This is a genomic window from Bartonella kosoyi (genome assembly GCF_003606325.2).
Classification (GTDB): domain Bacteria; phylum Pseudomonadota; class Alphaproteobacteria; order Rhizobiales; family Rhizobiaceae; genus Bartonella; species Bartonella kosoyi.
Genome location: NZ_CP031843.2, coordinates 314,120 through 340,751, shown reverse-complemented (window position 1 = coordinate 340,751; position 26,632 = coordinate 314,120). Strand labels below are relative to the sequence as shown.

At 38.0% G+C, this 26,632-nt stretch carries 14 protein-coding genes; 9 read left to right on the top strand and 5 right to left on the bottom strand.

The window, feature by feature from the left end:
* The 9 genes from ubiB to tsaE all read left to right on the top strand — a co-directional run bounded on the left by ubiB (window position 1) and on the right by tsaE (window position 14,641).
* The gene (ubiB, locus tag D1093_RS01530) at window positions 1-1,587 is read left to right on the top strand and encodes a 2-polyprenylphenol 6-hydroxylase (protein ID WP_120100209.1); all 1,587 of its coding nucleotides are present in this window, start codon (window positions 1-3) and stop codon (window positions 1,585-1,587) included.
* A 68-nt stretch (window positions 1,588-1,655) separates the two neighbouring features.
* Window positions 1,656-3,080, top strand: coding sequence for a bifunctional phosphopantothenoylcysteine decarboxylase/phosphopantothenate--cysteine ligase CoaBC (coaBC, locus tag D1093_RS01525; protein ID WP_120100207.1), 1,425 nt, complete (start codon window positions 1,656-1,658; stop codon window positions 3,078-3,080).
* Window positions 3,081-4,666: 1,586 nt separating this feature from the next.
* Window positions 4,667-5,386 (top strand): sulfate transporter family protein, encoded by a 720-nt coding sequence (locus D1093_RS01520; RefSeq protein WP_120100203.1) that lies wholly within the window; start codon window positions 4,667-4,669, stop codon window positions 5,384-5,386.
* Window positions 5,387-6,327: 941 nt separating this feature from the next.
* Window positions 6,328-7,248, top strand: a complete 921-nt coding sequence (accD, locus tag D1093_RS01515) for an acetyl-CoA carboxylase, carboxyltransferase subunit beta (RefSeq protein WP_120100199.1) — start codon at window positions 6,328-6,330, stop codon at window positions 7,246-7,248.
* Between the two features lie 4 nt (window positions 7,249-7,252).
* A complete protein-coding gene (locus D1093_RS01510) occupies window positions 7,253-8,572 on the top strand; it encodes a bifunctional folylpolyglutamate synthase/dihydrofolate synthase (protein WP_120100198.1) in 1,320 nt (439 codons plus the stop codon).
* A 43-nt stretch (window positions 8,573-8,615) separates the two neighbouring features.
* Window positions 8,616-9,614 carry a complex I NDUFA9 subunit family protein gene (locus D1093_RS01505; protein WP_120100196.1) on the top strand — a complete coding sequence of 333 codons (999 nt, stop codon included), beginning with the start codon at window positions 8,616-8,618 and terminating at the stop codon, window positions 9,612-9,614.
* 649 nt (window positions 9,615-10,263) lie between these two features.
* Window positions 10,264-11,661 (top strand): adenosylhomocysteinase, encoded by a 1,398-nt coding sequence (ahcY, locus tag D1093_RS01500; RefSeq protein WP_120100194.1) that lies wholly within the window; start codon window positions 10,264-10,266, stop codon window positions 11,659-11,661.
* A gap of 35 nt (window positions 11,662-11,696) precedes the next feature.
* Window positions 11,697-14,162: a sensor histidine kinase gene (locus tag D1093_RS01495; protein WP_120100192.1), complete on the top strand. Its 2,466-nt coding sequence runs from the start codon at window positions 11,697-11,699 to the stop codon at window positions 14,160-14,162.
* A complete protein-coding gene (tsaE, locus tag D1093_RS01490) occupies window positions 14,162-14,641 on the top strand; it encodes a tRNA (adenosine(37)-N6)-threonylcarbamoyltransferase complex ATPase subunit type 1 TsaE (protein WP_244614013.1) in 480 nt (159 codons plus the stop codon). The genes D1093_RS01495 and tsaE overlap by 1 nt, the downstream gene beginning before the upstream one ends.
* Before the next feature lie 758 nt (window positions 14,642-15,399).
* On the opposite strand, the gene trxA is transcribed toward tsaE, so the two are convergent.
* The 5 genes from trxA to D1093_RS01465 all read right to left on the bottom strand — a co-directional run bounded on the left by trxA (window position 15,400) and on the right by D1093_RS01465 (window position 26,173).
* Entirely contained in the window at window positions 15,400-15,723 is a 324-nt protein-coding gene (gene trxA / locus D1093_RS01485) for a thioredoxin (RefSeq protein WP_120100190.1), read from the bottom strand.
* A gap of 175 nt (window positions 15,724-15,898) precedes the next feature.
* Entirely contained in the window at window positions 15,899-19,372 is a 3,474-nt protein-coding gene (gene addA / locus D1093_RS01480; RefSeq protein WP_120100188.1) for a double-strand break repair helicase AddA, read from the bottom strand.
* A gap of 2 nt (window positions 19,373-19,374) precedes the next feature.
* A complete protein-coding gene (gene addB, locus D1093_RS01475; RefSeq protein ID WP_120100186.1) occupies window positions 19,375-22,494 on the bottom strand; it encodes a double-strand break repair protein AddB in 3,120 nt (1,039 codons plus the stop codon).
* Window positions 22,495-22,940: 446 nt separating this feature from the next.
* The gene (locus tag D1093_RS01470; RefSeq protein WP_120100184.1) at window positions 22,941-24,515 is read right to left on the bottom strand and encodes a peptide chain release factor 3; all 1,575 of its coding nucleotides are present in this window, start codon (window positions 24,513-24,515) and stop codon (window positions 22,941-22,943) included.
* Complete coding sequence (locus tag D1093_RS01465; RefSeq protein ID WP_120100182.1) at window positions 24,515-26,173, bottom strand: lysine--tRNA ligase; 1,659 nt, start codon at window positions 26,171-26,173, stop codon at window positions 24,515-24,517. Before D1093_RS01465 ends, D1093_RS01470 begins: the two co-directional genes overlap by 1 nt.
* Window positions 26,174-26,632: the final 459 nt, after the last annotated feature.

The window sequence follows — 26,632 nt, the reverse complement described above, 5'->3', positions numbered from 1 at the left end:
ATGGTGCAAATTTCTCCTTACTTTCAATTGATGCGTGCAGGATGGATTTTAACACGTGAAGGTGTTTTAAGTGCTCTGCCTCACGATGATCTTCAAGGATTTCCAGCATTATGTTATCGTATAGCGCGTGCATTAGCACGACGCAAAACGAAAAAGAAACAGCGATCTGAAAATATTTCGTATGCCATCAATAAGCTTGGACCCTCTTACATAAAACTTGGTCAATTTCTTGCCACAAGACCTGATATTGTCGGACGGAATGTTGCAGACGATTTGTCACAACTACAAGATCGTGTCCAAACATTTTCTTGCACCGCCGCTATTGCTCAAATTGAAAATTCTCTTGGTCGCTCTATTGATGATTTATTCGTTAACTTTTATCCCCCCATTGCCGCTGCTTCTATTGCTCAGGTTCATCCTGCTGAATATATTGATGAAACTGGTCATAAGAAAAAATGTGCCGTAAAAGTCATTCGCCCTAATATCAGGGCACGTTTTTCTAAAGATCTTAGAGGTTTCTATCTCATTGCGCGTTTACAAGAACGTTATATCCCTGCCTCTCGAAGGCTACGTCCTGTTCGTGTGGTCGATACTTTAGCACAAACAACACGCCTTGAAATGGATTTACGCTTAGAAGCAGCAGCTATATCTGAAATGGCTGAAAATATTCAACAGGATACAGGTTTTCGGGTTCCTCGTATTGATTGGGAACGGACAGGGCGGAATGTGCTCACCATGGAATGGATTGATGGTATAAGAATATCTGAAGTTTCCAAACTTAAAGAAGCTGGTTTTGATCTACAGGCACTTGCTATCACGCTTATTCAATCTTTTCTACGCCACACATTGCGTGACGGTTTTTTTCATGCCGATATGCATCCTGGTAATTTATTTGTAGACTCAAATGGATGTATTGTTGCTGTTGATCTAGGCATTACAGGAAGGCTTGGCAAAAAAGAAAAGCATTTCCTGGCTGAAATTCTTTATGGCTTTATTACGCGCGATTACCATCGGGTAGCCCGTGCCCACTTTGAAGCAGGCTATGTCCCTTCACACCATAATATTGAAAGCTTTGCACAAGCTAATCGTGCGATTGGAGAACCCATTCACGGACAATCAGCACAAAGCATTTCTATGGCTAAGTTGCTCACATTATTGTTTGAAGTCACTGAATTGTTTGACATGCAAACGCGACCCGAACTTCTCTTACTGCAAAAAACAATGGTTGTCGTAGAAGGTGTTGCTCGCACATTAGACCCTGGTTTTAACATGTGGAAAGCTTCTGAACCCGTTGTCAGAGAATGGATTAGTAAAAATTTAGGACCCGTAGGCGTTGCAAAAGATTTTAGTGAAGGAGCGCAAGCTCTCCTTTCGCTGGCACGCAAAACACCACAATTGCTACAAAATTTCCAACGTATAGAAGAAGATTTCAATCAAATAAGGACAACAGGTTTTAATCTTTCTCCTGCTACCCTAAAACAACTTGCCACTGAACAAAGTCGTAAAAACCGTTATGGTCGTTATAGCCTGTTTATCATTGCACTTTGTTGCGTTTTTTTCACTTTTTACTTTTTTCATCTTTTCTAATCTCCTTAATATGCTAAAAATACCAATAATGAAATCATTGCAATCATTTTGTTTGTTGGAGGTATTTTATGGCCAGTATTACTATTCGTAATCTCTCTCCTGAAATTAAAGAAGCCTTGCGCGTACGTGCCGCGCAAAATAGCATTTCTATGGAAGAAGAAGTGCGCCGTCTTTTAAGTAATCCCACCACTTTCACCACACACCCCTCTCATGTAAGCGCCGTTGAAGTGCAATCATTGAAATCAAAATCACTCCTTCTTATTATTGGTGGAAGTATTGCGGCCTATAAAGCGCTTGATCTCATTCGTCGTTTAAAAGAACGTGGAGCACACTTAAACATCATTATGACAAAAGCAGCGCAAAAATTTATTACGCCTTTAGCCGCTGAAGCTCTCAACGGTCGTACTGTATATACTGATTTATTTTCACGCGAAGAAGAACATGATATCGGACATATCCGACTAGCACGGGAAGCTGACCTCATTATTTTAGCCCCTGCTACAGCCAATCGCATAGCAAAAATAGCCCATGGCATAGGAGATGATCTAGCCGATTGCGTCCTTTTAGCAGCACGCTGTCCACTTTTAATTGCGCCTGCTATGAATCCAGCTATGTGGGCGCATCCCGCCACTGTTCGTAATGTTGCACAATTGCGCGCAGATGGCGTTCATATTATCGGGCCAGAAATCGGAAATATGGCTGAACGTGACGAAACAGGCTATGGGCGCATGAGTGAACCCTTAACCATTGTCGCTGCCATAGAAGCTCTTTTGGATGTGCGTGAAAAACCTCTCTCTGGCCGCCATTTCATCGTTACCTCTGGCCCTACCCATGAACCAATTGATCCGGTGCGTTATCTTGCTAATCGGTCTTCAGGTAAACAAGGCCACGCCATTGCAACTGCTCTTGCGCATTTGGGAGCAAAAGTAACACTTATTTGTGGACCTGTTAATCTTGCAGACCCACAAGAAGTAAAAACTATTCATGTTGAAACAGCACAACAGATGTTACAAGCCGTTCAAGAATCATTGCCTGCTGATGGTGCCATCTTTGTTGCCGCAGTTTGTGACTGGCGCAGTCAAACGCAATCTTTACACAAAATTAAAAAGAATGCTCACAAAACACCACCATCCCTCCATATGGTCGAAAATCCTGACATTTTAGCAACAATTGGACATGCTTCAAACCGCCCCTCCTTGGTCATTGGTTTTGCTGCTGAAACTTGTGATATCATTGCCAATGCGCAAAAAAAATGCATCGAAAAAGGGGCTGATTTCATTCTTGCTAATGATGTTTCTTTTCACTCTGATGGCACAAGTGTCATGGGAGCTGATACAAATCAAGTTTATCTTGTGAGTAAAGAAAAAGTTGAACAATGGCCCCCTATGCGTAAACAACACGTAGCGCAAAAATTAGCAAACATCATCGTATCATTTTTTACCCCCCAAACACCTAAGCCTCATAAGGAAAAAACACACCATTTCAAAGAATAACTCTTCAAATACCTTATTAAAACATCTCATAAAATAAGAACTGAACTTTTGAATCCATGAAGATGTCTATCTATCTCGACTAGATTATATAACATACTAATTTATAATGATAATTTAGCGTTATTAAACTTGAATGAGAAACCCGAATATCGTAAGATTTTCTCATTTCAAATCCATGTATATTGAATCAATCACAGCCTTTTTTGCACGTTAGCAAAGATAGCCGCACGAATATAAAGTGTTTAAGAAAGGACTAAAAAACCTATAATGAACTGTTTCAAAAGCCAAGACTTGTCGCAATATTGAGGGTAAGTTGTATGATAGTGCTAGCATGCTCTTTTGTTAAGTATAAAGAGAGTGGTTCCCTCATAAGTTTTATAGTCTTCTTGGGAGCCTTATCCTTATATAATTCACAGGCGCTGTTGCGAAATGGGTGTGACGAGGGTTGAGAGATATTTCTTTAAAAAATCCTTTCTTACCCTAGCCTTCATAAAGAATAGAATCTTTGCACCACTGTTTTTCAAGCCTATAAAAAAACAAGCTGAAACCATTATTTGCCACTCTTCAATTTTACAAAAGCTCTTGCATTGGGGAAAATTTATCAAAAAACATTTTCTTTCTTAAATGTTGTTATCCCTACATTAGTCCTATTCATGATGTGCAAATAAATGATTTTTTTGATGAAGACTTGAGAAAATATCTCTATGTTTGGGCTTCTCATTCAAATTGAAGATGATAAATTCTCTTCATAAATGAATGGTATTATTATCTAAAAATTATTTTCTCCAGTAGCACCATTTGTATGAAAAATGCTTCAATGAACACTTACTTTATTGCGCTTATAGCTCTTAAAATTCAAAATATCATCATTTTTAATCATGTGTGACATCTCCCTTTCTTTGTTTTTTCTCAAAAAACTGCCTATTATGAAATATGTAGTGTTAATCGTTTAAAGTTCCTTTCTTTTCCTATTGCGATATCACATGAGTCACGCTGTTGCCTAAAATCAGAATATTTCTATAACTAATACATAAATTTTGCCCTTATTCTATTAACCTCGATATTGTTTTGACTAGAAGCGTAAGTCGAGGAGTACCAAGCCAAGTGATCGAAAAGTAATATTAGGGATCGTACAAAACAAATAAGGCTATAAATTAAATTAGGCTGCTATATTGGATGAATGGAAGTAAAAAACTCCTCCTCAATATCTCTTACCACCTTAATTTTTTTAGATATATCATGTAAACGCAATCAGCTAAACTTTGTACAAAAATATTTAAAAGTTCTTCTAAAACAGCTGCTTCTTAAATTCTTCTCGTTTTTTTTAAAAGCAAAATTTCTATTGATTCAAATTTTATTTTAAACAAAGAAGCCTTCGTTATTTTTTATCTTATCCATTCTATAAGAAGAATTTATCCTGATTTGAATAATATATAAAGGTGAAAAATCCTCTTTTTACAAAACAATATTGATGTATTTCCTTAGTGTTATTGAAAATAGATCTTGTAATTCAAGAAATAAAAAATTACACAATATCTTCAATATATTTCTTGTTTTTTTTGCTTCTTTCCTTAATTTATTAGTCTATGATTTTTACTGCTGCCTATCGTGCTTTACAACGTCTTCTGACCTCACAATATAGCATTATGATACTAAAAGCATTGGGAGTTACTTTTTGTGTGCTCGTCATTTTATGGTTATGTGTGCACCAACTTTTTGTGTCTTACTTTTGGCCTTGGGCTTCTCAGTTTCTTCCTGGTCTCCCGAGTTGGGCAGGGTGGTTGGGATTTAGCATGCTTATCATCTTCAATCTTGGTTTGGCTCTTTTGTTGGCTTTTTTTATTGCTCCCATCACAGCTATGATAGGTGGTTTTTTCATTGACTCTGCTGCTGAAATCATTGAAAAGGAAGATTATCCAAATGAGCCTATTGGACAAGCTATGCCATTTGGACGTTCTCTTATCCTCTCCTTTAAATTTGTTATTTTAAGCCTTATTGGTAATGGAATTGCTTTTATTTTATTCTTCATACCAGGTGTTAATTTGATTGCTTTTTATGTTATTAATGGTTATTTGCTCGGTCATGAATATTTCTTGTTTGCGGCTTACCGTTTTCGAACAGAGAAAGATGCGCGCGCTTTTTTACATACTCATTATACAACAGTTTTTGGCGCTGGATTATTGATTGCGGTTTTTGTTTCAATTCCCATTCTTAATTTAGCTACACCACTTTTTGCGGCCGCTTTTATGACACATTTACACAAAATGCTTTCCCAAAAAACCATGGCACGCATCACACAAAAATAATATTCCTTGAACTTTAAACTTAACAAAACTTGCGAGCCAAAGAAAGCATACTATAAAATTTTATGCTTTACCTTTTTTTAATCAGTATATTGATTTATAATGATAATTTATCATTTTATGACATGAGTAAAAAAACCTCAATATCATAAACGGGGGCGGTATCATAAACGGGGGCGGTCGTGTGGATAAAAGAACTTTTAATGCCTCTCATGCCCCCTTTCAATGCAAGAATTATTGTTACATTGGAACTAGCAAAGGGTATGATGATATTACCTTCTATTTCAGTAAAATAAGGGAACATATGAATTTTATGCTTTTCATGGAAGAAATATACTCTTCATCGGCACTATCATGAGATGAATTTTTGGAATATGTGAGACTGTTAAATATAGCAACGCATGAATACACAATAAAAAAATGATATTTTTTGAGCGCTTTATTTTATGTGAAACGCGCGTGCTTTAAAAAGACTCTTGGAAAAAAATCTTGCTCTGCCGCTAGCGTTTCGCTAACATAACACTATCATATCCATTCTCTTTAATGGATGCGTATCGCCTTGTAGGTTTTATATTATAAGGTTTCTTTGCTTTAAAACTGTTGATATTAATGAGTAATTGGAGATTCATTTTTATTAAAAGAAAATAAGCCGTTTATTAACCAGCGCAAGAGATGAGTTTTAATACCAAAATCGAAGAATAAAAATATGTAAGTTCTTAAAACTTCTGAGAAATTTGTTATAGGGAATACTCTTTGTGCATATGATTGTTATGACATTGGAAATATTAAAAATAAAAAAACAATGGAGTTAGAGCTATACGTGCGCGGATAAAAACATTAACTAGACTTGTTTGTTCAGCTGGAAAAGCAAATGTAACCGTTTAAGTTCTATATTCTTTCAAATCATGCAAAAGATGTGTAATATTTAAAGGAAGGTTATAAAGATGAACTGGATTACAAATTATGTTCGTCCTAAAATTAACTCTATATTGGGACGCCGTGAAATTCCAGAAAATCTATGGATTAAAGATCCTACCAGTGGTGAAATGATCTTCCATAAAGATCTGGAAGCCAATCAATTTGTGGCTCCCAATTCTGGCTATCATATGCGTATCAGTGCCAAGAATCGTCTCATGCATTTTTTTGATGATGGTGTCTATACAGCTCTTGAAAATCCAAAAGTTGTAACAGATCCTTTAAAGTTTCGCGATGAAAAACGTTATATTGACCGGTTAAAAGATTATCGTTCTAAACTTGGTGTTGATGACAATATTTTAAGTGCACGCGGTACGATTGAAGGCTTACCGATCATTGCAACGGTTCAAGATTTCGCCTTTATGGGTGGATCTCTCGGTATGGCTTCAGGAGAAGCTATTATCACAGCTTTTGAGACGGCTATTACTGAAAGGCGTCCGTTGGTTCTTTTTGCTGCTTCTGGTGGTGCACGCATGCAAGAAGGAACACTCTCATTAATGCAAATGCCCCGTACAACGGTAGCAATTGAAATGCTGAAAGAAGCAAAACTTCCCTATATTGTTGTTCTGACCAATCCAACCACTGGTGGTGTTACGGCTTCTTACGCCATGCTTGGTGATATTCACATTGCTGAACCCGGCGCTATGATTGGTTTTGCTGGCCCACGTGTGATTCAACAAACTATACGCGAAACTCTACCAGAAGGTTTTCAAAGTAGTGAATATCTGCTCGAACATGGTATGATCGATATGGTTGTATCGCGTTTAGAAATGAAAACAACCATTGCACGTCTTTTACGCTTAATGATGAAACATCCTGCTGTTGTTAACCCTTCCAACCCATCCCCTACAAATCCTGACATGTCGCTTTCTACAACAAAAGCAGCTTAAATTTATGCAAAAAAGTCAAGTACAAAGGGTGGTGGATGATTTACTCCAGAATTATCCGAAAAAATTTGATCTTTCTTTAGGGCGTATTGTTCGCCTTTTAGAGCAGCTTGGTAATCCACATTTAAAACTTGGCCCTGTTATTCACATTGCTGGAACAAATGGCAAAGGATCTGCCTCAGCAATTTGCCGTGCTCTTTTAGAAAGTGCAGGCTACTGCGTTCATATGTACAGCTCACCTCATCTCGTCAACTGGAATGAACGCTGCCGATTAGGACAAAAAGGAGGTGGTCAATTTGTTACAGAGACCCTATTGGCTGAAACAATCCGTGAAATTATAAAAGTCAATCGTCAAGAACCAATCACTATTTTTGAAATTTTTACAGCCGCCGCCTTTATGCTGTTTCGTATACATCCAGCTGATGTTGTCATTTTAGAAGTTGGGTTGGGAGGACGTTTTGATGCTACCAATGTCATTAACAAACCAGCCGTATCGCTTATTATGCCCATTGATTATGATCATGAGAACTTTCTTGGAAACACAATTGCTCAAATCGCTTTCCAAAAAGGGGGGATTATCAAACCAAATGTTCCTGTAGTAATCGGTAAGCAAAATTATGAAGAAACTCTCGCTACTTTAATATCCCTTGCCGATAAAAATAAAGCACCTTATTATCTATTTGATCAAGATTATCAAAGCTATAAAGAACATGGACGTATGGTTTTTCAAAACAATCAGGGTCTCATGGATCTTCCCCTTCCAAACCTTGTTGGAGACTATCAAGTTGCCAATGCTGGTGCTTCTCTTGAAGCAGTCTGTCAAGCAGGTTTTCAACTTTCAGAACAATCCATAAATGACGCTTTGAAAAATATTTATTGGCCCGCACGGATGCAACATCTCACCCAGGGACATTTGGTTGATCAACTATCTCCTAAGTTTGATTTATGGTTAGACGGTGGTCACAATCCTGCTGCTGGAAAAGTTATTGCGGCTGAACTTACACAATGGAGAAAAAAAACAGATCGTCCCATTATTATGATTGCTGGCATGATCAATACCAAAGATGCTGTCGGTTATTTTCGTCCTTTAGCGAACCTTGTCGATAAAGTATATACGATACCGCTTATTAATAATAACGCCAGTATCTGTCCAATAAATTTAGCTGAATCAGCCCAAAAAGCTGGAATCTTTGCGTCCGCCCAAGCGCACCTACAAAATGCTTTGCATAAAATTAAGGAAGAATATCAAGAGGCTATTGTCCTTATTGGAGGTTCCCTTTATCTTGCTGGCGATATTTTGCGTGACAATAAAACACCACCGTGTTAGAGATTGGCTATTTTTAAAGCTTTGAAAGATAGACTTTTTAATCATGCAACTTGATTGTGCACTTTATCAACATCCTAAACTTATTACTGTTTTTGGCGGGTCTGGTTTTGTAGGACGTCATGTCGTCGAAACTTTGACGAAACGAGGATATCGCGTTCGTATCGCTGTTCGTTGTCCACAAAAGGCTTATTACATGCTGCAAATAGGAGAAGTAGGACAGACCCAAATGCTTAAAACGGATATCAAGCATCGTGCCTCTGTTGCACGCGCATTACTTGGAGCTGATGCTGCAGTGTTTTTGCCTGGTAGTTTAAAACAAGCCAATCAATCCAATTTTAAAAGTACACAAATTGATGGTACTTACAATGTTGCTGAACTAACAGCAGAAGCTGGTATTCCACTCATCTATATGTCAACACTTGTAGCCAAAGAGAATGCTTCATGTCTTTATGCGCGTGTTAAATTTATGGGTGAGCAAATCATTCATAACAAGCATTCTCAAGCAATTATTATCCGTTCATCTGTTATCTTTGGACCAGAGGATTGTTTCTTTAATACCTTAGCAGATTTATCATGTTTTTTACCCATTATGCCTCTTTTTGGAGGAGGACAAAGTAAATTGCAACCCGTGTATGTTGGTGATGTTGCCGAATTTATCGCACGCGCTTTAGATGAACAGGTTTCTTGGGGGAAAAATTATGATCTTGGTGGTCCCCAGATTATCACCTTCCAAAATACTGTTGAAAATGTACTCAAAATTATTCACCGTAAAAAAACAATCCTATCCATGCCTCTTTCTGCCGGTCTATTGATTGGAGGAATTTTGGGAACAATTGGTAAACTGCCTTTTGTACCAACACTTGTAACAGCTAATCAGATACGCTTTTTGCAAATGGATAACATTGTTTCTCAAGAAGCTATTGAAAATGGACATACTTTAGAAGGTGTGGGAATTACTCCTAGAGCAATGGCTGCATTTTTGCCAAGTTATCTCTGGAGGTTTCGTCCACATGGTCAATTTTCCCAAAACTTAACCGTCTAAAATAGATTCTCCAAAAACTGAGTTAATTATTTGATTTATAATTCATAGCTTGTTGTTCGCTCTTTTAAAATCAGACTTTTCAATGGATGAAAGTTTTTGCTTTTTAAATGCTCCATTCAGTACGACGAAAAATATTTTCTCTCACATTTAGAGTCTTTTGATAAAAATCGTTGAAAACAGAAAAAACACTTCTTATAAATTGTCTTTATGCAGAGCAGAGGTATCATAGGAATCCAAAAGCGCTGAATCTGGATTGTCTATTCATAAATATAAAGACAACAACGTATAGCTTTGCATTATATTATTTTGCTCAAAAACTTAATCATGAAATGAAACGAGGTAATGTACCTTTTCTAAACAACCGCACGAGCGAGGAGAATAAGAGTATACTCTCTCTTTGATTATCCCGTAAAAAGTCGATATAAAAACTGTGAAGCAATGCATCATTTTATTCTTTAAAAGGTATCCCTCTGAAGATTTTTAAAAATTTTAACGTGACGTAAATCAGAGCCATAAATGCATGTTTGTTGCACAAATTTATAGAGATTTTAAAAGAGCTTTTTCACATAAAGAAGTCTTCTTCTTGTCTTGCATTTTTTTTTAATTTCTCCTACCGTCTTTTAAAAAACTGATTTTAAAGGAATGAAGAATGACAGCTCAAGATTTTGTTGTCAAAGATATTGCCCTTGCTGATTATGGTCGTAAAGAACTTGATATTGCTGAAACTGAAATGCCTGGCTTAATGGCTTGTCGCAAGGAATTTTTCTCCAGTCAACCTTTGCAGGGTGCGCGCATTTCTGGCTCATTGCACATGACAATTCAGACAGCTGTTTTAATTGAAACATTAAAAGCAATTGGTGCCGATATACGGTGGAGCTCTAGCAATATTTTTTCTACGCAAGATCATGCAGCAGCAGCTATCGCCGCAACAGGTATTCCTGTATTCGCTGTTAAGGGTGAAACATTGGAAGAATATTGGACTTATATAGATGCCATTTTCCAATGGCCTGATGGTCATCCTTCCAATATGATTTTAGATGATGGCGCAGATGCTACAAACTATATTTTAATGGGAAGTCGTGCAGAACAAAATAAAGATATCCTCTCGCATCCCAAAACAGAAGAAGAAGAAATTTTTTTCAAACAAATCCAAAAGCGTATGGATACAACGCCAGGATTTTTTACACGACAACGCGCAGCAATTAAAGGTGTAAGCGAAGAAACTACAACAGGTGTTAATCGTCTTTATCAATTACAAAAAGAAGGGCTTCTGCCTTTTCCTGCTATTAATGTCAATGATAGCGTCACAAAATCAAAGTTTGATAATAAATATGGATGTAAAGAATCATTGGTTGATGGTATTCGGCGTGGAACGGACGTGATGATCGCGGGGAAAACTGCTATTGTCTGTGGTTATGGTGATGTAGGAAAAGGTTCAGCAGCTTCTCTTTCAGGTGCTGGGGCTCGTGTTAAAATAACAGAAATTGATCCTATTTGCGCGCTTCAAGCGGCCATGGATGGCTATGAAGTTGTTAATTTGGATGATGCTGCCTCCAGCGCTGATATTATCATCACAACAACAGGCAATAAAGATGTTGTCCGTTTAGATCATATACGACAAGTCAAGGATATGTGTATTCTTGGAAATATTGGTCATTTTGATAACGAAATCCAAGTCGCAGCCCTTAGAAATTTGCCATGGACAAATATTAAACCTCAAGTTGATATGATCACCTTTCCCGATGGAAAACGCATTATTTTGCTCTCTGAAGGGCGGTTGTTAAACCTCGGTAATGCCACAGGGCATCCCTCTTTTGTCATGTCAGCCTCGTTTACCAATCAAGTTTTAGCGCAAATTGAACTTTTTACCCGTGCAGAACACTATAAAAATGAAGTTACTGTTTTACCTAAACATCTTGATGAAAAAGTTGCACGTCTCCATCTTGATCGATTAGGAATAAAATTAACTGTTTTATCAGAAGAACAAGCTGCTTATATTGGAGTCACACTGCAAGGACCTTATAAACCAAACCATTACCGTTACTAAATTGCTTCCTTGGGTTAAAAAAAGGGAAAGATATCGTGCTCAGCTTTGGTGACCATACCCCCAAAGAAAAAGCTCAAAAAATGATCCGAATCTATACGTCTATATTTTGCCTTTTTTTCTTTTTTTCTCCAACATGCACTGTTGCTCAATCGTTGGAAGATTATTTACCATTTTCCTTCACTTTGCCAAATGGTCCATGGCTGCTTTTAGTGCTATGTGGAGGAATTTCTTGTGCTTCAATTCTCTCGTGCGTCGTTGTTATTATGCATGCAAAAAAAGCTGTACAGAAGCCTCTGAAGATAATTCAGACAGATTTTTCTGAAAAACTTAAATATTATGAATGGCTTCTGGAAGAAACCGAGCAATCTCTTCTTATTTGGGAAAATCCAACATCCTTGCCTCGTGTCTTTGGTGGCCTTTCCACGTTGCAAAAAATAGGCATTGATCAGCAAGATTTTCAGCGCTTTGAACTCTGGGTTGAAGAAAACTCTCTGCGAGAACTTGATTATGCGTTGACTCAACTGCGTTGTAAATGTCACCCTTTTGAACTTTCTATCACCACCACAAATCATGTGCTGCTACAAGTTACAGGGGTTATTGCAGGGACAGTCGCTATCGCTCGTTTTCAAGATATCTCAAAACAGCAGAGCGAAAATGCTCGTTTACAAAAAGATATTGCTCGCCTTCTTACTGAACTTAGAATGCAGCGTAATCTCCTTGATCTTATTCAAGAGCCTGTATGGATAAAAGATTGTGAAGGAAAAGTTTGTTTTATCAATCGCGCCTTTAGAGAAATGACAGATTTTCGTGAAGGCAGTGATGAAGTTGGTGATCTTTTCAATGAAAACACACAACGCAAAACAAATGAAACAGAAACAATTTTTCAAGAACATGTTCACACCGTCATTGATGGAGAACGGTGCTATTTTCATCTCACTCGTCTCACAACAACCGAAGGGATGGCTGCTTTTGCACGAGATGACAGCGCCTATGAAAATCTTGCTCATGAATTAAGATATGTGCTTCAAAGCCATTGTGAAACCCTTGACCAAATCTCAACAGCTGTCGCCATTTTTGATACAAACCAAAAATTAAAATTCTGCAATCATGCTTTTAAAGTTTTATGGCCGTTAGAAAGTTCCTTTTTAGAAAGTGAACCAAGCCATACATTATTTCTTGAACGTTTACGTGAAAAAGGGCTCATTGCTGAACATCCTGATTGGCGTGCGTGGAAAGAAGAACTTTTTAAAGCCTATCGGCAAACAGAATCAAACCAACAAATTTGGAATCTTCCAGATGGTCGTACGGTGCGTGTTGTTTCGAATCCTCATCCACAAGGAGGGGTTACATGGCTTTATGAAAACCTTACAGAAAAAATTGATCTTGAACGCCGTTATAATACACTTATTAAAATACAAGGTGAAACACTTGATAAACTTTCTGAAGGTGTGGTCGTTTTTGGTGCTGATGGACGCCTTCGTTTATCGAATCCTGCCTTGTCCAAATTGTGGTCGCTTCCTTATAATTTACTGGTAGAAGGAACCCACATTACACAGTTAAAAAATCATTGTTCAGCCTTAACAGTGCGACAAGAATGGGATCAATTTACTAAATTCATTACCGGTTTTGCTGAAAAACGTGAAACATATTCGGGTCGTATAGATCTTAAAAATGATATGATTATTGACTATACTTTAGTCCCTCTTCCCGATGGACAAACGATGCTTACTTTTGTAAATGTTACAGATACTGTCCATGTTGCACGTGCTCTTCAAGAAAAAAATGAAGCCTTAGAAAGTGCAGATCGTTTGCGGAATGAATTTGTCCAACATGTTTCCTATGAATTGCGTACACCTCTTACTAATATTATTGGTTTTTCCGATATTTTACGGGATCAAATTTTTGGTTCTATCAATGAACGTCAACAAGAATATCTTGGGCACATTCATTCAGAATCAGGAACCCTTCTCAATATTGTTAATGATATTCTTGATCTTGCCACTCTTGATGCAGGCATTATGGAGTTAGACATAAAACCAGTGAACATTGCCGATGCGATGATACAAGCAGTAGCCCGTGTAGAAGATCGCCTTAATGGACGCCACATTACGCTTTTACAACAAATTTCTCCTTCCTTAAACACTATTTCTGCTGACGAAAAACGCTTACATCAAATTTTTGTGAATGTTTTGAGTAATGCACTTAATTTTGCAACGGAAGCGAGCACAATTGAATTTTGTGTCGATGAACAAGATGATAACATTGTCTTTAGTGTTCACAATGAGGGCTCTGACATCCCTGAAGACATTCTTGATCGTATTTTTAAACGTTTTTCTTCCCATTCACACCATGGTGGGCGTGCAGGAGCGGGGCTTGGTCTTTCGCTTGTGAAAAGTTTCGTTGAACTACACGGTGGACATGTTGAAATTCTTACCGGTTCTGGAAAAGGAACAACAGTTAAGTGTTTTTTCCCCCTCCCAAAAGGAGATGAGATTTTTTAATGAAAGTCTTAATGAATTTTGATTTTTTCCTTGAAAATGAAGAAGCAACAAAGCTTTTTGCAAAAGATTTAGCCCTTTCTTTAAAGCCAGGGGATCTTGTAGCACTGCAAGGAGATCTTGGAACTGGAAAATCAACCATTGCACGCACAATCATCCAAACGCTTGCAAACGATAAAACTATGGATGTTCCAAGCCCTACTTTTACTCTTGTGCAAAGCTATCAACTTCCACAGTTTGAAATTATTCATGCTGATCTTTATCGCCTTTCTATGGCAGAAGAAATTGATGAATTAGGACTTCATGAAGCACGTGAGAAAAACATTTTACTCGTTGAATGGCCAGAAAGAAGTACAGATCTTTTAGAGATTGCCAGTTTTGCACTCACCTTGCAATACAAAGCACAGGGACGTCATGTGATACTGAGATCTGCACAACATTCCATTGACCGTTTGCAACAGTCTTTTGCAATTCGCACATAAAAAATATCGATATAGTCATCATCATTTTTTAGTTTGTTATGCCTTAGGACATGCCTAGAAAATTTGAGATGATGAATAGCAATAAAGAAGTTCTGATGGATGCACCAACCATGAAGATGAAACAAAACACAGACTCTGTTATAAAAATAGCACAACTTGCAAAGGACATTCATTAATTGGTAGGAATTAATTCGTTTCTTTTAGAGAATGTTTTTTGTCTCTCATATTTTTTAAAAAATTTTCAAAAAACTCTTTTGATTCTAGAGAAATGTGTAAGGGAATTTATATCAAGGTGATAATTTTTTCAGAAGAGCATTAACTTACCCCCTATAGTGAATTGCTTTCTTCTTTCTCCTTAAAAAGTGTAAATTTCAAAAAAGCAACTTGTAAAATTTTTGCTTAAAATCTCCTTCTGTTATTGCCAAGCACTCCAAGCAGAGGCCCCTTATTGCTAAAGTGATATTTGCTCTTTTTATGTGTTGGATTCCCTATCTTGATCGCCTTGTCTAAGAAGAAAATATCATTCACTTAAATATTCGTTGGCGTACATATAAAGAAAGTATTGTCTACATTGTTTATACAGGACAATTTTTTAATAAAAAATGATCTCTTGAATCATGCATAACAGTGTAGATTCTTAAAAGCATTAAAATAAATGGCATTTAACTTTTTGATTTAATTAAACAGAAAAGAATATTTAAAAAAAATCAAAAGGAGAGACAAAAATTTCTCTCCTTTATCGTTATCTATGTATGGCATTAACGAAGCCCATCTTTTATCCACTCAGAAAGGCGTCCTTTAGAGGTAGCGCCAACCATATTTGATGAGACACTTCCATTTTTAAACATTAGTAATGTAGGGATAGAGCGTACTCCATATTGGGTAGCTAATTCCGGATTTTCGTCAATATTTACTTTGACAATTTTAACTTGGTTTTGCATTTCTGTTGAAACTTCATCCAAAATTGGCGCTATCATTTTGCAAGGACCACACCATTCTGCCCAAAAATCAACCACAACAGGGGTGGAAGAGGTTAGAACTTCACTTTCGAAACTGTCCTTATCAACTTTTACACACGTCATTGATTTATCCTTTATATTCACTTTTTATAGATTGGTATGATAACAATTCATATCAAGTTATTGCAAAGATAAATTATTAAGAAGCTTTTTTGCACCAAAAATTGTGGCGTGTGTTTATTTGAGCAATTTTAGGAAAGTAAAAAAGCGTAAAGATACTTTGAAGGGAAGCAATAACTTATAGGGCAATTTCATCAAGACATGCCTCGAGTTTTTCTGGGGGAAGTTTAAAAATTTTGGCTTCTTTACTGTAGATAAGCAGAGCTTGGATATCTTTATCAGGATGAATCGCTTGCAACAATTTTCGATAAAGCGCCATTTGCAACCAATGATGAGAAGCAATAGTGGCTTCATTTTCAGGTGGAATCCCTGTTTTAAAATCAGCAAAGATAATGCTGTTTTTCGTGATGTAGAGACGATCAATTTGACCAGAAATTGCTTGTTCTTTTCCACGAATTTTTACAATCCCCATTAAGGGAACTTCAGCACGTGACTGCTCAGAGAAAAGGGGTTTGAGGTAAACATGATCTAAAATTTTCCAAACATGGCGAAGAGCATGTTCTCTTTGGCTTTTATCCCAATGAGAAGCTTTGATATTGAGATAGTTGCGAGCATAATCTTGACGTTTTTGTGGGGGGCAGTCGGGGAGATATTGTAATAATCGGTGAATGAGATGACCATATTCAATGAAAAAAGCTCTGTTGGTGTTTATTTCTCCTAAAATAGGTGAAGTAAAAAACTGTTTTGGGCTTGACGAAAGTTCTGTATCAGCTTCAATGGCAAGGCTCGCAACTGAAGGTTTTAGCGGTTTTGGGAGAATTGGTTCTGCTAGTACTTTATGAGAGAAAAAAGCAGGCAAAGCTGGTAAGGCTTGACTCTCAGCGCAAGAAACTTCTTGGTTTATAGAGGCAGAAGAAGATGTAATGCAATAACGCCAAGCTGCAATATCTTCTGCAGGACCTTTTATAACAACCGCATGAGGTTCAAGGGCTTTCTTTACCAGTTGTAGCCATGTATGAGGGGGTGTTTTTTTACCTCTATATCCACAAACAAATAAACGATCTTCAGCGCGTGTCATTCCTACATAAAGAAGGCGCCTATACTCTTCTTCGGCACGCTCTTTTAAATGTGAGATTGCTTGCTTAGAGAGTTTTGTATCAAACTTTTCATTGGGGCGCCAAATAAAAGCTTGTTGTCCATTCCCTTGTGCATTGTTTAAAGGAACTTTAAGCAAATGAGGTGCATGCTGAGGATGCCAAATCGCACTACCAGGATCAACCAAAAACACAATAGCAGCCTCTAGTCCTTTTGCGGCATGAACCGTCATGATGCGAATTTCTTCATTGTTTTGTTCAAATTCACGTTTAATTTCTGGCTCGCTTGCAGTTAATGTTTCTAAAAAAGCTTGTAATCCTGGTAATCCTGTTTTTTGAATAGCGAGCGTATAATCCATAAAAGCATCGAGTACATCATTTGCTTCAGATCCTAAACGAGACAGAATTTTTTGTCTTCCCTTATCATTATTCAGAATATGGCTATAAAACTCGAAAACCGGTATTTTATCCACTAAAGTGCGATAATGGTTCAGTCTTTCAAAAGCATCTTTAAAAGATACCTGCGATGATGCGTGTGTACATAAGCTTTGCCAAAGAGAGCCGGTTCGGTGCGCGGAAAGTTGATAAAGTTCCTCTTCACTAAAAGCAAAAAGGGGACTTTTTAAAACGCAAGCAAGAGAAAGATCATCTTGTGGCTGCAAAACAAAACGTCCAAGCGCCATTAAGTCACGGATACTAATATGCTTGGTGAGTTGTAAACGATCAGCCCCTGCTACAGGAATATTAAGGTGTTTAAGAGCACGGGAAAGAGCTGAAACAAATTTATCACGTTTACGAACCAAGATCATAATATCACTTGCCCGTATTAAGCGTCCCTTTGCTGGAAGCATTTCGCCTTTTTGTAACCAATCGGCAATCGTTTCAGCTATTTTTTCGGCTAAACGAACTTCAGGTGTATCTAAATGATCAACACTCAAATGCCAATCATGAGGAAATTCGCTCGTTTCTTTGGAAATGGCATCCCATATAATAACTTCACCTGGGCTATGAACGCGAATAGCTTCATGCACCGTCTTTGTATTTTCTGCCGAAAGTCCTTTATAGTTTTCTGGTGTTTCGAAAACAAGATCAACGCTTTTAAGAACATCTGCTGTAGAGCGAAAAGAGTAATGCAGTTGTATTTTTTCAAATTGTTGATTTGTTTGCTGCGCTTTTTTTTGAATGATTCGTCCATTTGCAGCAAAGTTTTCTGGAGCCGCACCTTGAAAAGAATAAATAGATTGCTTTTCATCTCCAACAGCAAAAAGAGTCCGTATATTCGTTCGTTGGCTATACCCTGAGAAAAATTCTTGTGCCAACAGTTGAATAATTTGCCATTGCTCAGGGTTGGTATCTTGTGCTTCATCAAGAAGAATATGATCAAGCCCCTGATCAAGTTTATAGTGCACCCATTGGCTTGCACCTTTGCGCTGTAACAAATGGAGCGTGCGCTCGATAATGTCATCAAAATCTAAGAAGCCATTGGCTTTTTTTAGATTGGTATAGATTTCGAGATAAATGGCACAGATCTGAAAAGCAGCCATATTGAGGGTGGCAACTTTTGCGCATTGATATTTTTCTAAAAGAACAAAAATTTTGCTTTGTTTATCTTCAAGCATTTGTTGAATAAAAGGCCAAATTTCATCTGATTTTTTACGAGATAAATGTGGAAAATTACGTGGTTTACCCTCTGTGGTCAAATAAATATCAGAGACAATATTGAGAATATTGGTCTCATTACGCGCTTCTTCTAATTGGGAAAACTTTTCTACCATCTCTTTCAAACGTTGACTGCCATTGGTTTCACAATGCTTAAGAGCATAAAGAGGAAGACGCGCGGTTTGTTGAATTTTTTCTAATAGGGATTGGTTTGTTTCATCAGGCGCTAAGTTAAAAAGCGCACGAAATTTTTCTTCTCCATTTTCAGATAAAAGAGAAGAGAAAAAATCAGAGAGTTTATGTTGCTTTTCAACAGCTTCATAGAGAAGTTTGTTAAAAGTATGTTCGCTAATAACTTGAAGTAACTGTTGTAAAGCAGGCTGTATATCACGACGTACTAAAAGTTGGCGACGGGATTCTTGTCGTAATTTTTTGCGACTGACATCATCGGGAATTTCAAAATGCCGTGTAATATTGGCTTCTAACATAAATTGATACAAGAGAGCTTCGCAAAAAGCATGAATCGTTTGAATTTTCAAGCCACCAGGTGTTTCAAGCGCACGCGCGAAGAGTTGTCGTGCATACGTTAATTTTTGCGCATTGACGGGCTTATTTTCAAACCGTGTCAAGGTTTCTTGCAGCTGTGCATCATCCAGTTCATTCCAACTGGACAACGTGCGAAAAATTCGTGATTGCATAACAGCAGCAGCAGCTCTTGTATAAGTAAGGCATAAAATACGTGCTGGAGGCGTACCGTTTAAAAGCAAACGAATAACACGTTCACTTAAAACGTGCGTTTTTCCAGATCCTGCATTCGCAGAAACCCACACGTTTTTCTGGGGATGTGTTGCCGTTGCTTGTGCATCAAGAGCAGCTTCAGGAATAGAAAAAAACGTCATGATTACTCTTCTTCATGAAAACCAATTGACCATTCCCACAACCGTGCTAAATGGTCGTAGTCACCTTCATACCGTTTTTCAATGGGGACAGCATGTGAGAGATAGCCTTGTTGTGGATTTTGATAATACGTTATAAGGGCAATAAGATTTTTCCATGCGATTTCACCAAGATTAACGGCACTAAGATAAGTTTTTTTATCTTTTGCCGTTAAAAGAATGGATTGAGATTTAATTTCACCTTTTCCGTTCAGAGGAACATAAAACAAACTTGAGGGAGTAAGATCTTGAAAATCTGGAAATGCCCCTTCCATCAGCAAAGCTGTCTCTAAAGCCAATTGTGGAAATAATAATTCACGCACTTGTTTTGATGAAGGAGGGGTTCCAGTTTTGAAATCTAGAATTTCAACCGTTTTGTCTGGCAAAACATCAAGGCGATCAGCCCGTCCTGAAAGGGTTACCCCTGTTGTCCCTATAGAGATTTTTTCTGAGACCACTTCAGCATATCGCTCTCGCGGTCCTAAACTTTGTTCCCATTGAATAAGGTGTGGAGCAAGATTTTCAAAACTGTTCCACCAAATGACTTCAATATCGGGTGGAAAATTGAATTTATCAAATTCTTTACGTCCAATAGTAAGTAGAACATTGAGTACATTTGCAGCATTTGGATTTTTTATCTGTGTGCAAAAAGCGGCAAGAATAGCGTGATAAAGTATTCCGCGCTCAAGAACGCTAGGATCATGAATAAGTGGTTTAAGTGGTCTCAGTCGTAAGATTTTTTTGGCATAGATAGCATAAGGATCATAGCGCAATGTTTCTATTTCAGTGACTGAAAAATGACGCGGACGTCCATCAAGGGGTGGTACAGGGCAAGGACGTTCTACATCAGAAATCATGTTGGTATGATCAAGCATCTTTGTCCAATGGCGTAATATTTCACCGCGTGCACGAATTTGTTTCCAAGCCTGTTTTCCTACCACTGTTTCTATGCGTTGTAGCCAACGTGAAGGAATAGAAGGGGTATGATTAACACGCAATGCGCGACTCATCACCACTTTATCCATTCCCATAGCCCATTGAAAATCATGCGCAGAAACACCTATACGCTGCTCTGGCGGTTCCAGAGTTAACATCATTTTCATCGATCGCGATAAAAAAGCATCATTTCGGGTTGATATCGGCCATGAACCTTCATTAAGACCGCCGATGACCACTGTATCAACCGTTTGCAAACGCGATTCCAAAGTTCCCCAGATGAATAAACGTGGATGTCCTCCAGGTGAAGGTGTGACGGAACGCGTTGCGATCAATGCAGAAAACATAGCAGGCCATTCGCTCAGATGAAATGTTAATCCTGATTGATCACTGACCAATTCCCGTAAAAAATTTGAGAGGGCTTGTCCTGCTTCGTGTTGATAAAGATGAGCAAGAGAATTACCCTCATTGCGCCCAAAATTTTCAAAAACCTCAACAGTTGCTATCACAGCTTCATTGACGGTGCATTCTTTCTCTTGTTTCATGAGAGAGATTAAAGGTTCAACAGCTTTCTTCAAAAGATGACACAGAAAACGTGCTTCTTCAAACTTCTGCTGATCAAGGGCATTCACTTCAGAACGATCATGGGAATATGTTTCAATCCATTTTTCAAGGAATTGATCACATTCAAAAAGATTGATGCGCCCTGTATTCCCTCGAAGTACAAAAAGTTCAAAATTTTCTGCCAGTTCGCGTAAGCGATGACGGTTTTGATGGAGTGTTGTCAGTGGATGTTTCAGAAGAGAAAGAAAAGCAATGGGATCATCAGGTTGCAAAATATTTTCTAAGATCAGTCGCAAAAGCGTTACAGGCAATGTTTGTGCAAGTGGTATTCCTCCTGAATCATTTGCTTCAATGCCAAACCGCTGTAATTCCGCAGCAACACGGCGGGCTAAATTACGGTCATTGGTAATAAGGGCTGCGGTTTTTTGGGGTTCTTCAATAGCTTTGCGTAAAGCAACAGCGATAGCGAGAGCCTCTTCACGTTCGTTGATAGCTTCAATAAATGACCAATCTGCACAAATCTCCTCATAATCATCACGAACAATTTGTATCCATTTGTCTGTCGTAGAAGCTGGTCGGAGTGCTTCTGATAAAAGCACCATTCGCCTTTTCTTTGTTGTGCTCTGTAGGCCAATTTCGCAAACATGATCACGTTGACACTCCATGAGAGAAAGAAGTTTTTTTAAATGATATTGAGGATGGCTAAAAATATTTTCTGCATAATCAAAAGAAGCACACGCTGTTTTTTCTTTATTGCTTGTGCCAAGTGCATTCCATTGTTCTTCATCCATATGAAAATCAAGACCTGGAAGAACAACAGCTCCTTTTGGCAGAGAGGCTATAACCTTTAAAAGATGAGAAACCGCGGGCATAGAACCTGATACACCAGCCGCAATGATAGGTTTATCAGATTGTGCGCGTCGTAAAGTCTCTGCGTGCATTGTAAGTGCTTGATTACGCCATTCAGCGGGATTACTTCGCTGCCTTTCTGTCAAGATTTGTGGCCAATTTTGTGTCACAATCGTTAAAAAATCGAGCGTTATTTGCCACCATTCAGCAACCATATCAGGGGCAATATCTTTAAGTTTTGACCAGTCTGCTGCTTCTGTTTCAATTTCATCCATCAAATGTGCTAAATCTTGAGCAAGCCAAAGTGCATCGGCACTATGAGCCGGAATAAGCACATCTTCTGTACCAAACATGGCACGCAGATGTGCAGGCAAATTTTCACGCCATGGACGAATAAGACGCGCTAAAAGCAACAAGCGTTCGCTTTCGCCAATGGGTGGATTGAGAGCGCTGGTATGATTTTCAACAAAAAGGAAACTATCTTCATCGACATCCCCTAGAGCACGAATGGTTGGCAAGAAAGTTGATCGTGTATCGCTTCTTTCAACAAAGGCTAAACGCAAAGCGCGAGCCGCACGACGTGTCGGAACATAAATAAGGCTATCGGCAAGAGCCGTTTGAATATCTCCATTGAGAGCAAAATTATCAATAAGGGCACCAGAGAGCAGCGCATCAACAAAGTGAGGCAAAAAAGCTGTTCCAGAAGAAATAGAAAAGACACGTGGTTTATAGGTCATATGATATTGTATTTGAGATAACAAATTCCATCTTATTGATTATTTGTATTATTTTGACTGTATACAATTTTCATACAATTAAAAGCTATATTTATACAGGAGATTCTTAATTTAGATTTTAAAAAGATTGAAAGATATTCCATGTCTTAAGCTATCGTGAGAAAACATATCAAAATTTTTTGATATTTTTCAATGAAGAATGGGCGATAGCTTGTTTTCTAACTCACATAAGTACTCTAAAAACAAATATTAAATTTTTAAAAGGCGCCAAAAGTACAAATATATTGTAACTTATTGAATATAAAAATTAAATTTACGGCATTCTTTCTATCGTGCACTCTGAAAATGTTCTTTACATACTCCTTACCTTTTCAGAAAAAAACACTCCAATTCAACGTGAAAAATCATTATATACTAAATTGTTGTGTAAAATATTTTTCTTTAAGTTAAGAGCGTACTTGATAATCTTTAAAAGCAGAAAATTTTATTTTGGGAGCTCTTTCTGCCTCATAATTTAATGAAAAATGGTTCTCTGCTAAAAATACTGGATCACCCTCTAAATCATACGCAATAGCAGAACGGTGATTGCTGAGAAACTTTTGCAACTCATTCTTGCTTTGCGCTGAAACCCAACGGCATAAATTAAAACGTGCAGACTCAAAATTCACCGGTAAAGAATATTCTATTTTCAATCGCTCTTTTAAAACATCAATTTGCAAAGCACCAATAACACCAATGAGAGAAGGTGACCCATCATCTGGAATAAATAATTGCACAACCCCTTCTTCCGCCATCTGTTGCAAAGCTTCCTTAAGCTTTTTTGCTTTCATTGGATCACCCAAACAAACACGACGCAAAATTTCTGGTGCAAAATTGGGTACCCCCTTAAAGAGGATATCTTCTCCTTCAGTCAAAGTATCGCCAATACGCAATGTACCATGATTAGGGATTCCTACGATATCACCAGCATAGGCTTGATCAGCAATTTGGCGTGAACGCGCAAAGAAAAATTGTGGTGCTGAAAGTGTCATTGGTTTTCCTGTTCGCACCAACTTTGTCTTCATACCGCGTTCAAGTGTTCCAGAACAAACCCGAAAGAAAGCAATACGATCACGGTGATTAGGGTCCATATTCGCTTGAATTTTAAAAACAAACCCTGTCATTTTAGATTCAGTTGCAACAATGCTGCGACGATCTGCATCCTGATCACGAGGACTTTGACCAAAATCAATGAGTGCATTGATCAAATCACGAACACCAAAATTGCGTAAAGCCGAACCAAAATAAACCGGTGTCATATGCCCTTCACGGAAAGCTTGAAGATCAAAATTTTTGCAAGCATTTCGAGCAAGTTCCACCCCTTCAATAAAAGTTGAACGTTGATACTCAGGAAGCAAATTTGCAACTTCATGGGAGCCAGAAACTATCTGTTGTGTTATCTCATCGTCTTTTTGACGAAAACGATTATGATGAAGATCAAAGGTCCCAACAAAATCTTTACCTGTTCCAATGGGCCATGTTATGGGTGCGGTATCAAGCGCCAGCTTTTCCTCAATTTCATCTAAAAGTTCTAGAGGATCACGCGCCTCACGATCCATTTTATTGATAAAAGTAACAATAGGAATATCCCGCATCCGGCACACTTCAAATAATTTCAGTGTTCTAGGCTCAATCCCGCGGGCGCCATCCAAGACCATGATAGCGCTATCAACAGCTGTAAGCGTACGATAGGTATCGTCCGCAAAATCTTCATGACCAGGGGTATCTAGGAGATTAAAAATATGATTTTCATATTCAAACGTCATCACCGAAGTCACAACAGAAATACCACGATCACGCTCAATATTCATCCAATCAGAACGGGTTTGAATACGATCTTTTTTGGCTTTTACTTCTCCTGCAAGTTGAATAGCACCACCAAACAATAAAAGCTTTTCTGTCAATGTCGTTTTCCCAGCATCTGGGTGAGCAATAATTGCAAATGTACGGCGTCGCTTTACTTCTTGCACTCTTCTCTCCATTATTCCTCCACAGATCGTGCAAGTGCTTCAGCAATTAGTGCACGCATTTCATTAATCCCATAAAGCGCTATAAATGATCCCCATCGCGGACCTCGCTCTTGTCCTAAAAGGACCTCATAGAGCATTTGAAAAAAGACATTGGAAACACCCGGTCCCCCTTCAGGACTTTTTTTGTTATGATCTTGATAGCGTTCTATTAAACGTGCAACATCAAGAAGTGCATTTTGAATCATATTGCTATCAGCGGTTTCAGGCAAACTGGCTAATTTTTCATCAATTTGTGCTAATGTTGCCCGTTCACTATCATCTGCTGCTCGAAATTTTTTGTTAGGTTTTACAAAAACATCAAAATATTTAAGAGCAAATTGCACTAACTGATCAAGTTCTGGATAAGTTTGTGCATTGGCTCCTTGAGCATAGCGAGAAATAAACCCCCAGAGAACCTCTTTATTCTCTGCATTTGAAGCACTTACCAAATTCAACAGAAGAGCAAAGGGTACCGGTAAATCAACCTGTGGAGGACAACCATTATGGATATGCCATACTGGATTATTAAGCCGTTCTTGCCAACTTTGACGACCATAGGCTGAAAGATGTGCATAATATTCATCCACAGCTTTGGGAATAACATCAAAATAAAGCCTTTTAGCTGTTTTGGGCTTTGAAAACATATAAAGCCCTAAACTCTCCGTTGGAGCGTAAGTAAGCCATTCATCAATGGTTAAACCATTTCCCTTGGATTTGGAAATTTTCTGACCCTTTTCATCCAAAAAGAGCTCATAGTTAAATCCTTCTGGAGGTTTCCCACCCAAGACTTTACAAATTTTAGAAGAAAGATTTGTGGAATCGATAAGATCTTTTCCTGCCATTTCATAATCAATGCCAAGCGCTGTCCAACGCATCGCCCAATCAACCTTCCACTGACACTTGACCTTGCCCCCTGTAATCTCCGTTTCTATAGTTTCTCCTGTTTCAGGCTCGATATAAGTAACCGTTCCTTTTTCAACATTCCGCGCAATCATCGGTACCTGTAATACTTTTCCAGAAAAGGGAGAAATCGGTAAAAAGAGAGAATAAGTCGCCTGGCGTTCTTCACCCAATGTTGGTAAAATAATTGCCATCACCTTGTCATAACAGGTAAGGATTTTTAAAAGTGTTTCATCAAAACGACCGGAACTGTAATAATCCGTCGCACTTGCAAATTCATAATCAAAACCAAAACGATCAAGAAAAGCCCGTAAACGTGCGTTATTCGCCGCTCCAAAAGAAGGATAATCATCTCCAAAAGGATCAGGAACGCGGCTCAACGGTTGACCAAGATAATGTTCCATCCTCTCGCGATCAGGAACATTCTCAGGAACCTTGCGCAAACCATCCATATCATCAGAAAAACAAAGCAGCTTTGTTTTTACTTTATTCTCTGTAAGAACATGAAATGCATGACGAACCATGGTTGTACGTGCCACTTCACCAAAAGTTCCAATATGCGGCAAACCAGAAGGTCCATAACCTGTTTCAAATATTACACTGTCTGGATAACCCGTCTTTTCGTACCGTTTGATAATCTTACGTGCTTCTTCAAATGGCCAAGTTCTCGATTGAGCAGCCGCATCCTTTAATTCAGATGTAAGGCTAAGGGCGTCACACTGATTACGCATCGTTATTTATCCTAAAAAATTATACTCTTTCAAAATAGGGTGTATGGTTCTTGAATTTATTCGTCAATAATAGCAAGCAAAAAGATGTAAATTTCTTTATATTCTTGGTCAAAATACAAAAACCACACTCGCTGTAAACATATTTCGTTCTGAGTGAAATAAAAAACATTGAAGGCTATAAAACAAAATTGTCTTTTTTTGAGTATCAGAGCCTTCATTATTATTTTCGTGGATCTTGCTTATTATGGTTATTCGCAAAAAAGCGAAGACTCTAACATTGAACGAAAGAACTATAAAAACCAACAGATAAAAATTCTTAAGTTAAGCGTTTCATACAAAAGCACTGACCCACATGATACTTATCAAAGTAATTTTTATTTCTTTTCTTGATTCCCTTGACAACGCCTTGCTAATGTACGCAAACGTAGAGCATTTAATTTAATAAAACCAGTTGCATCT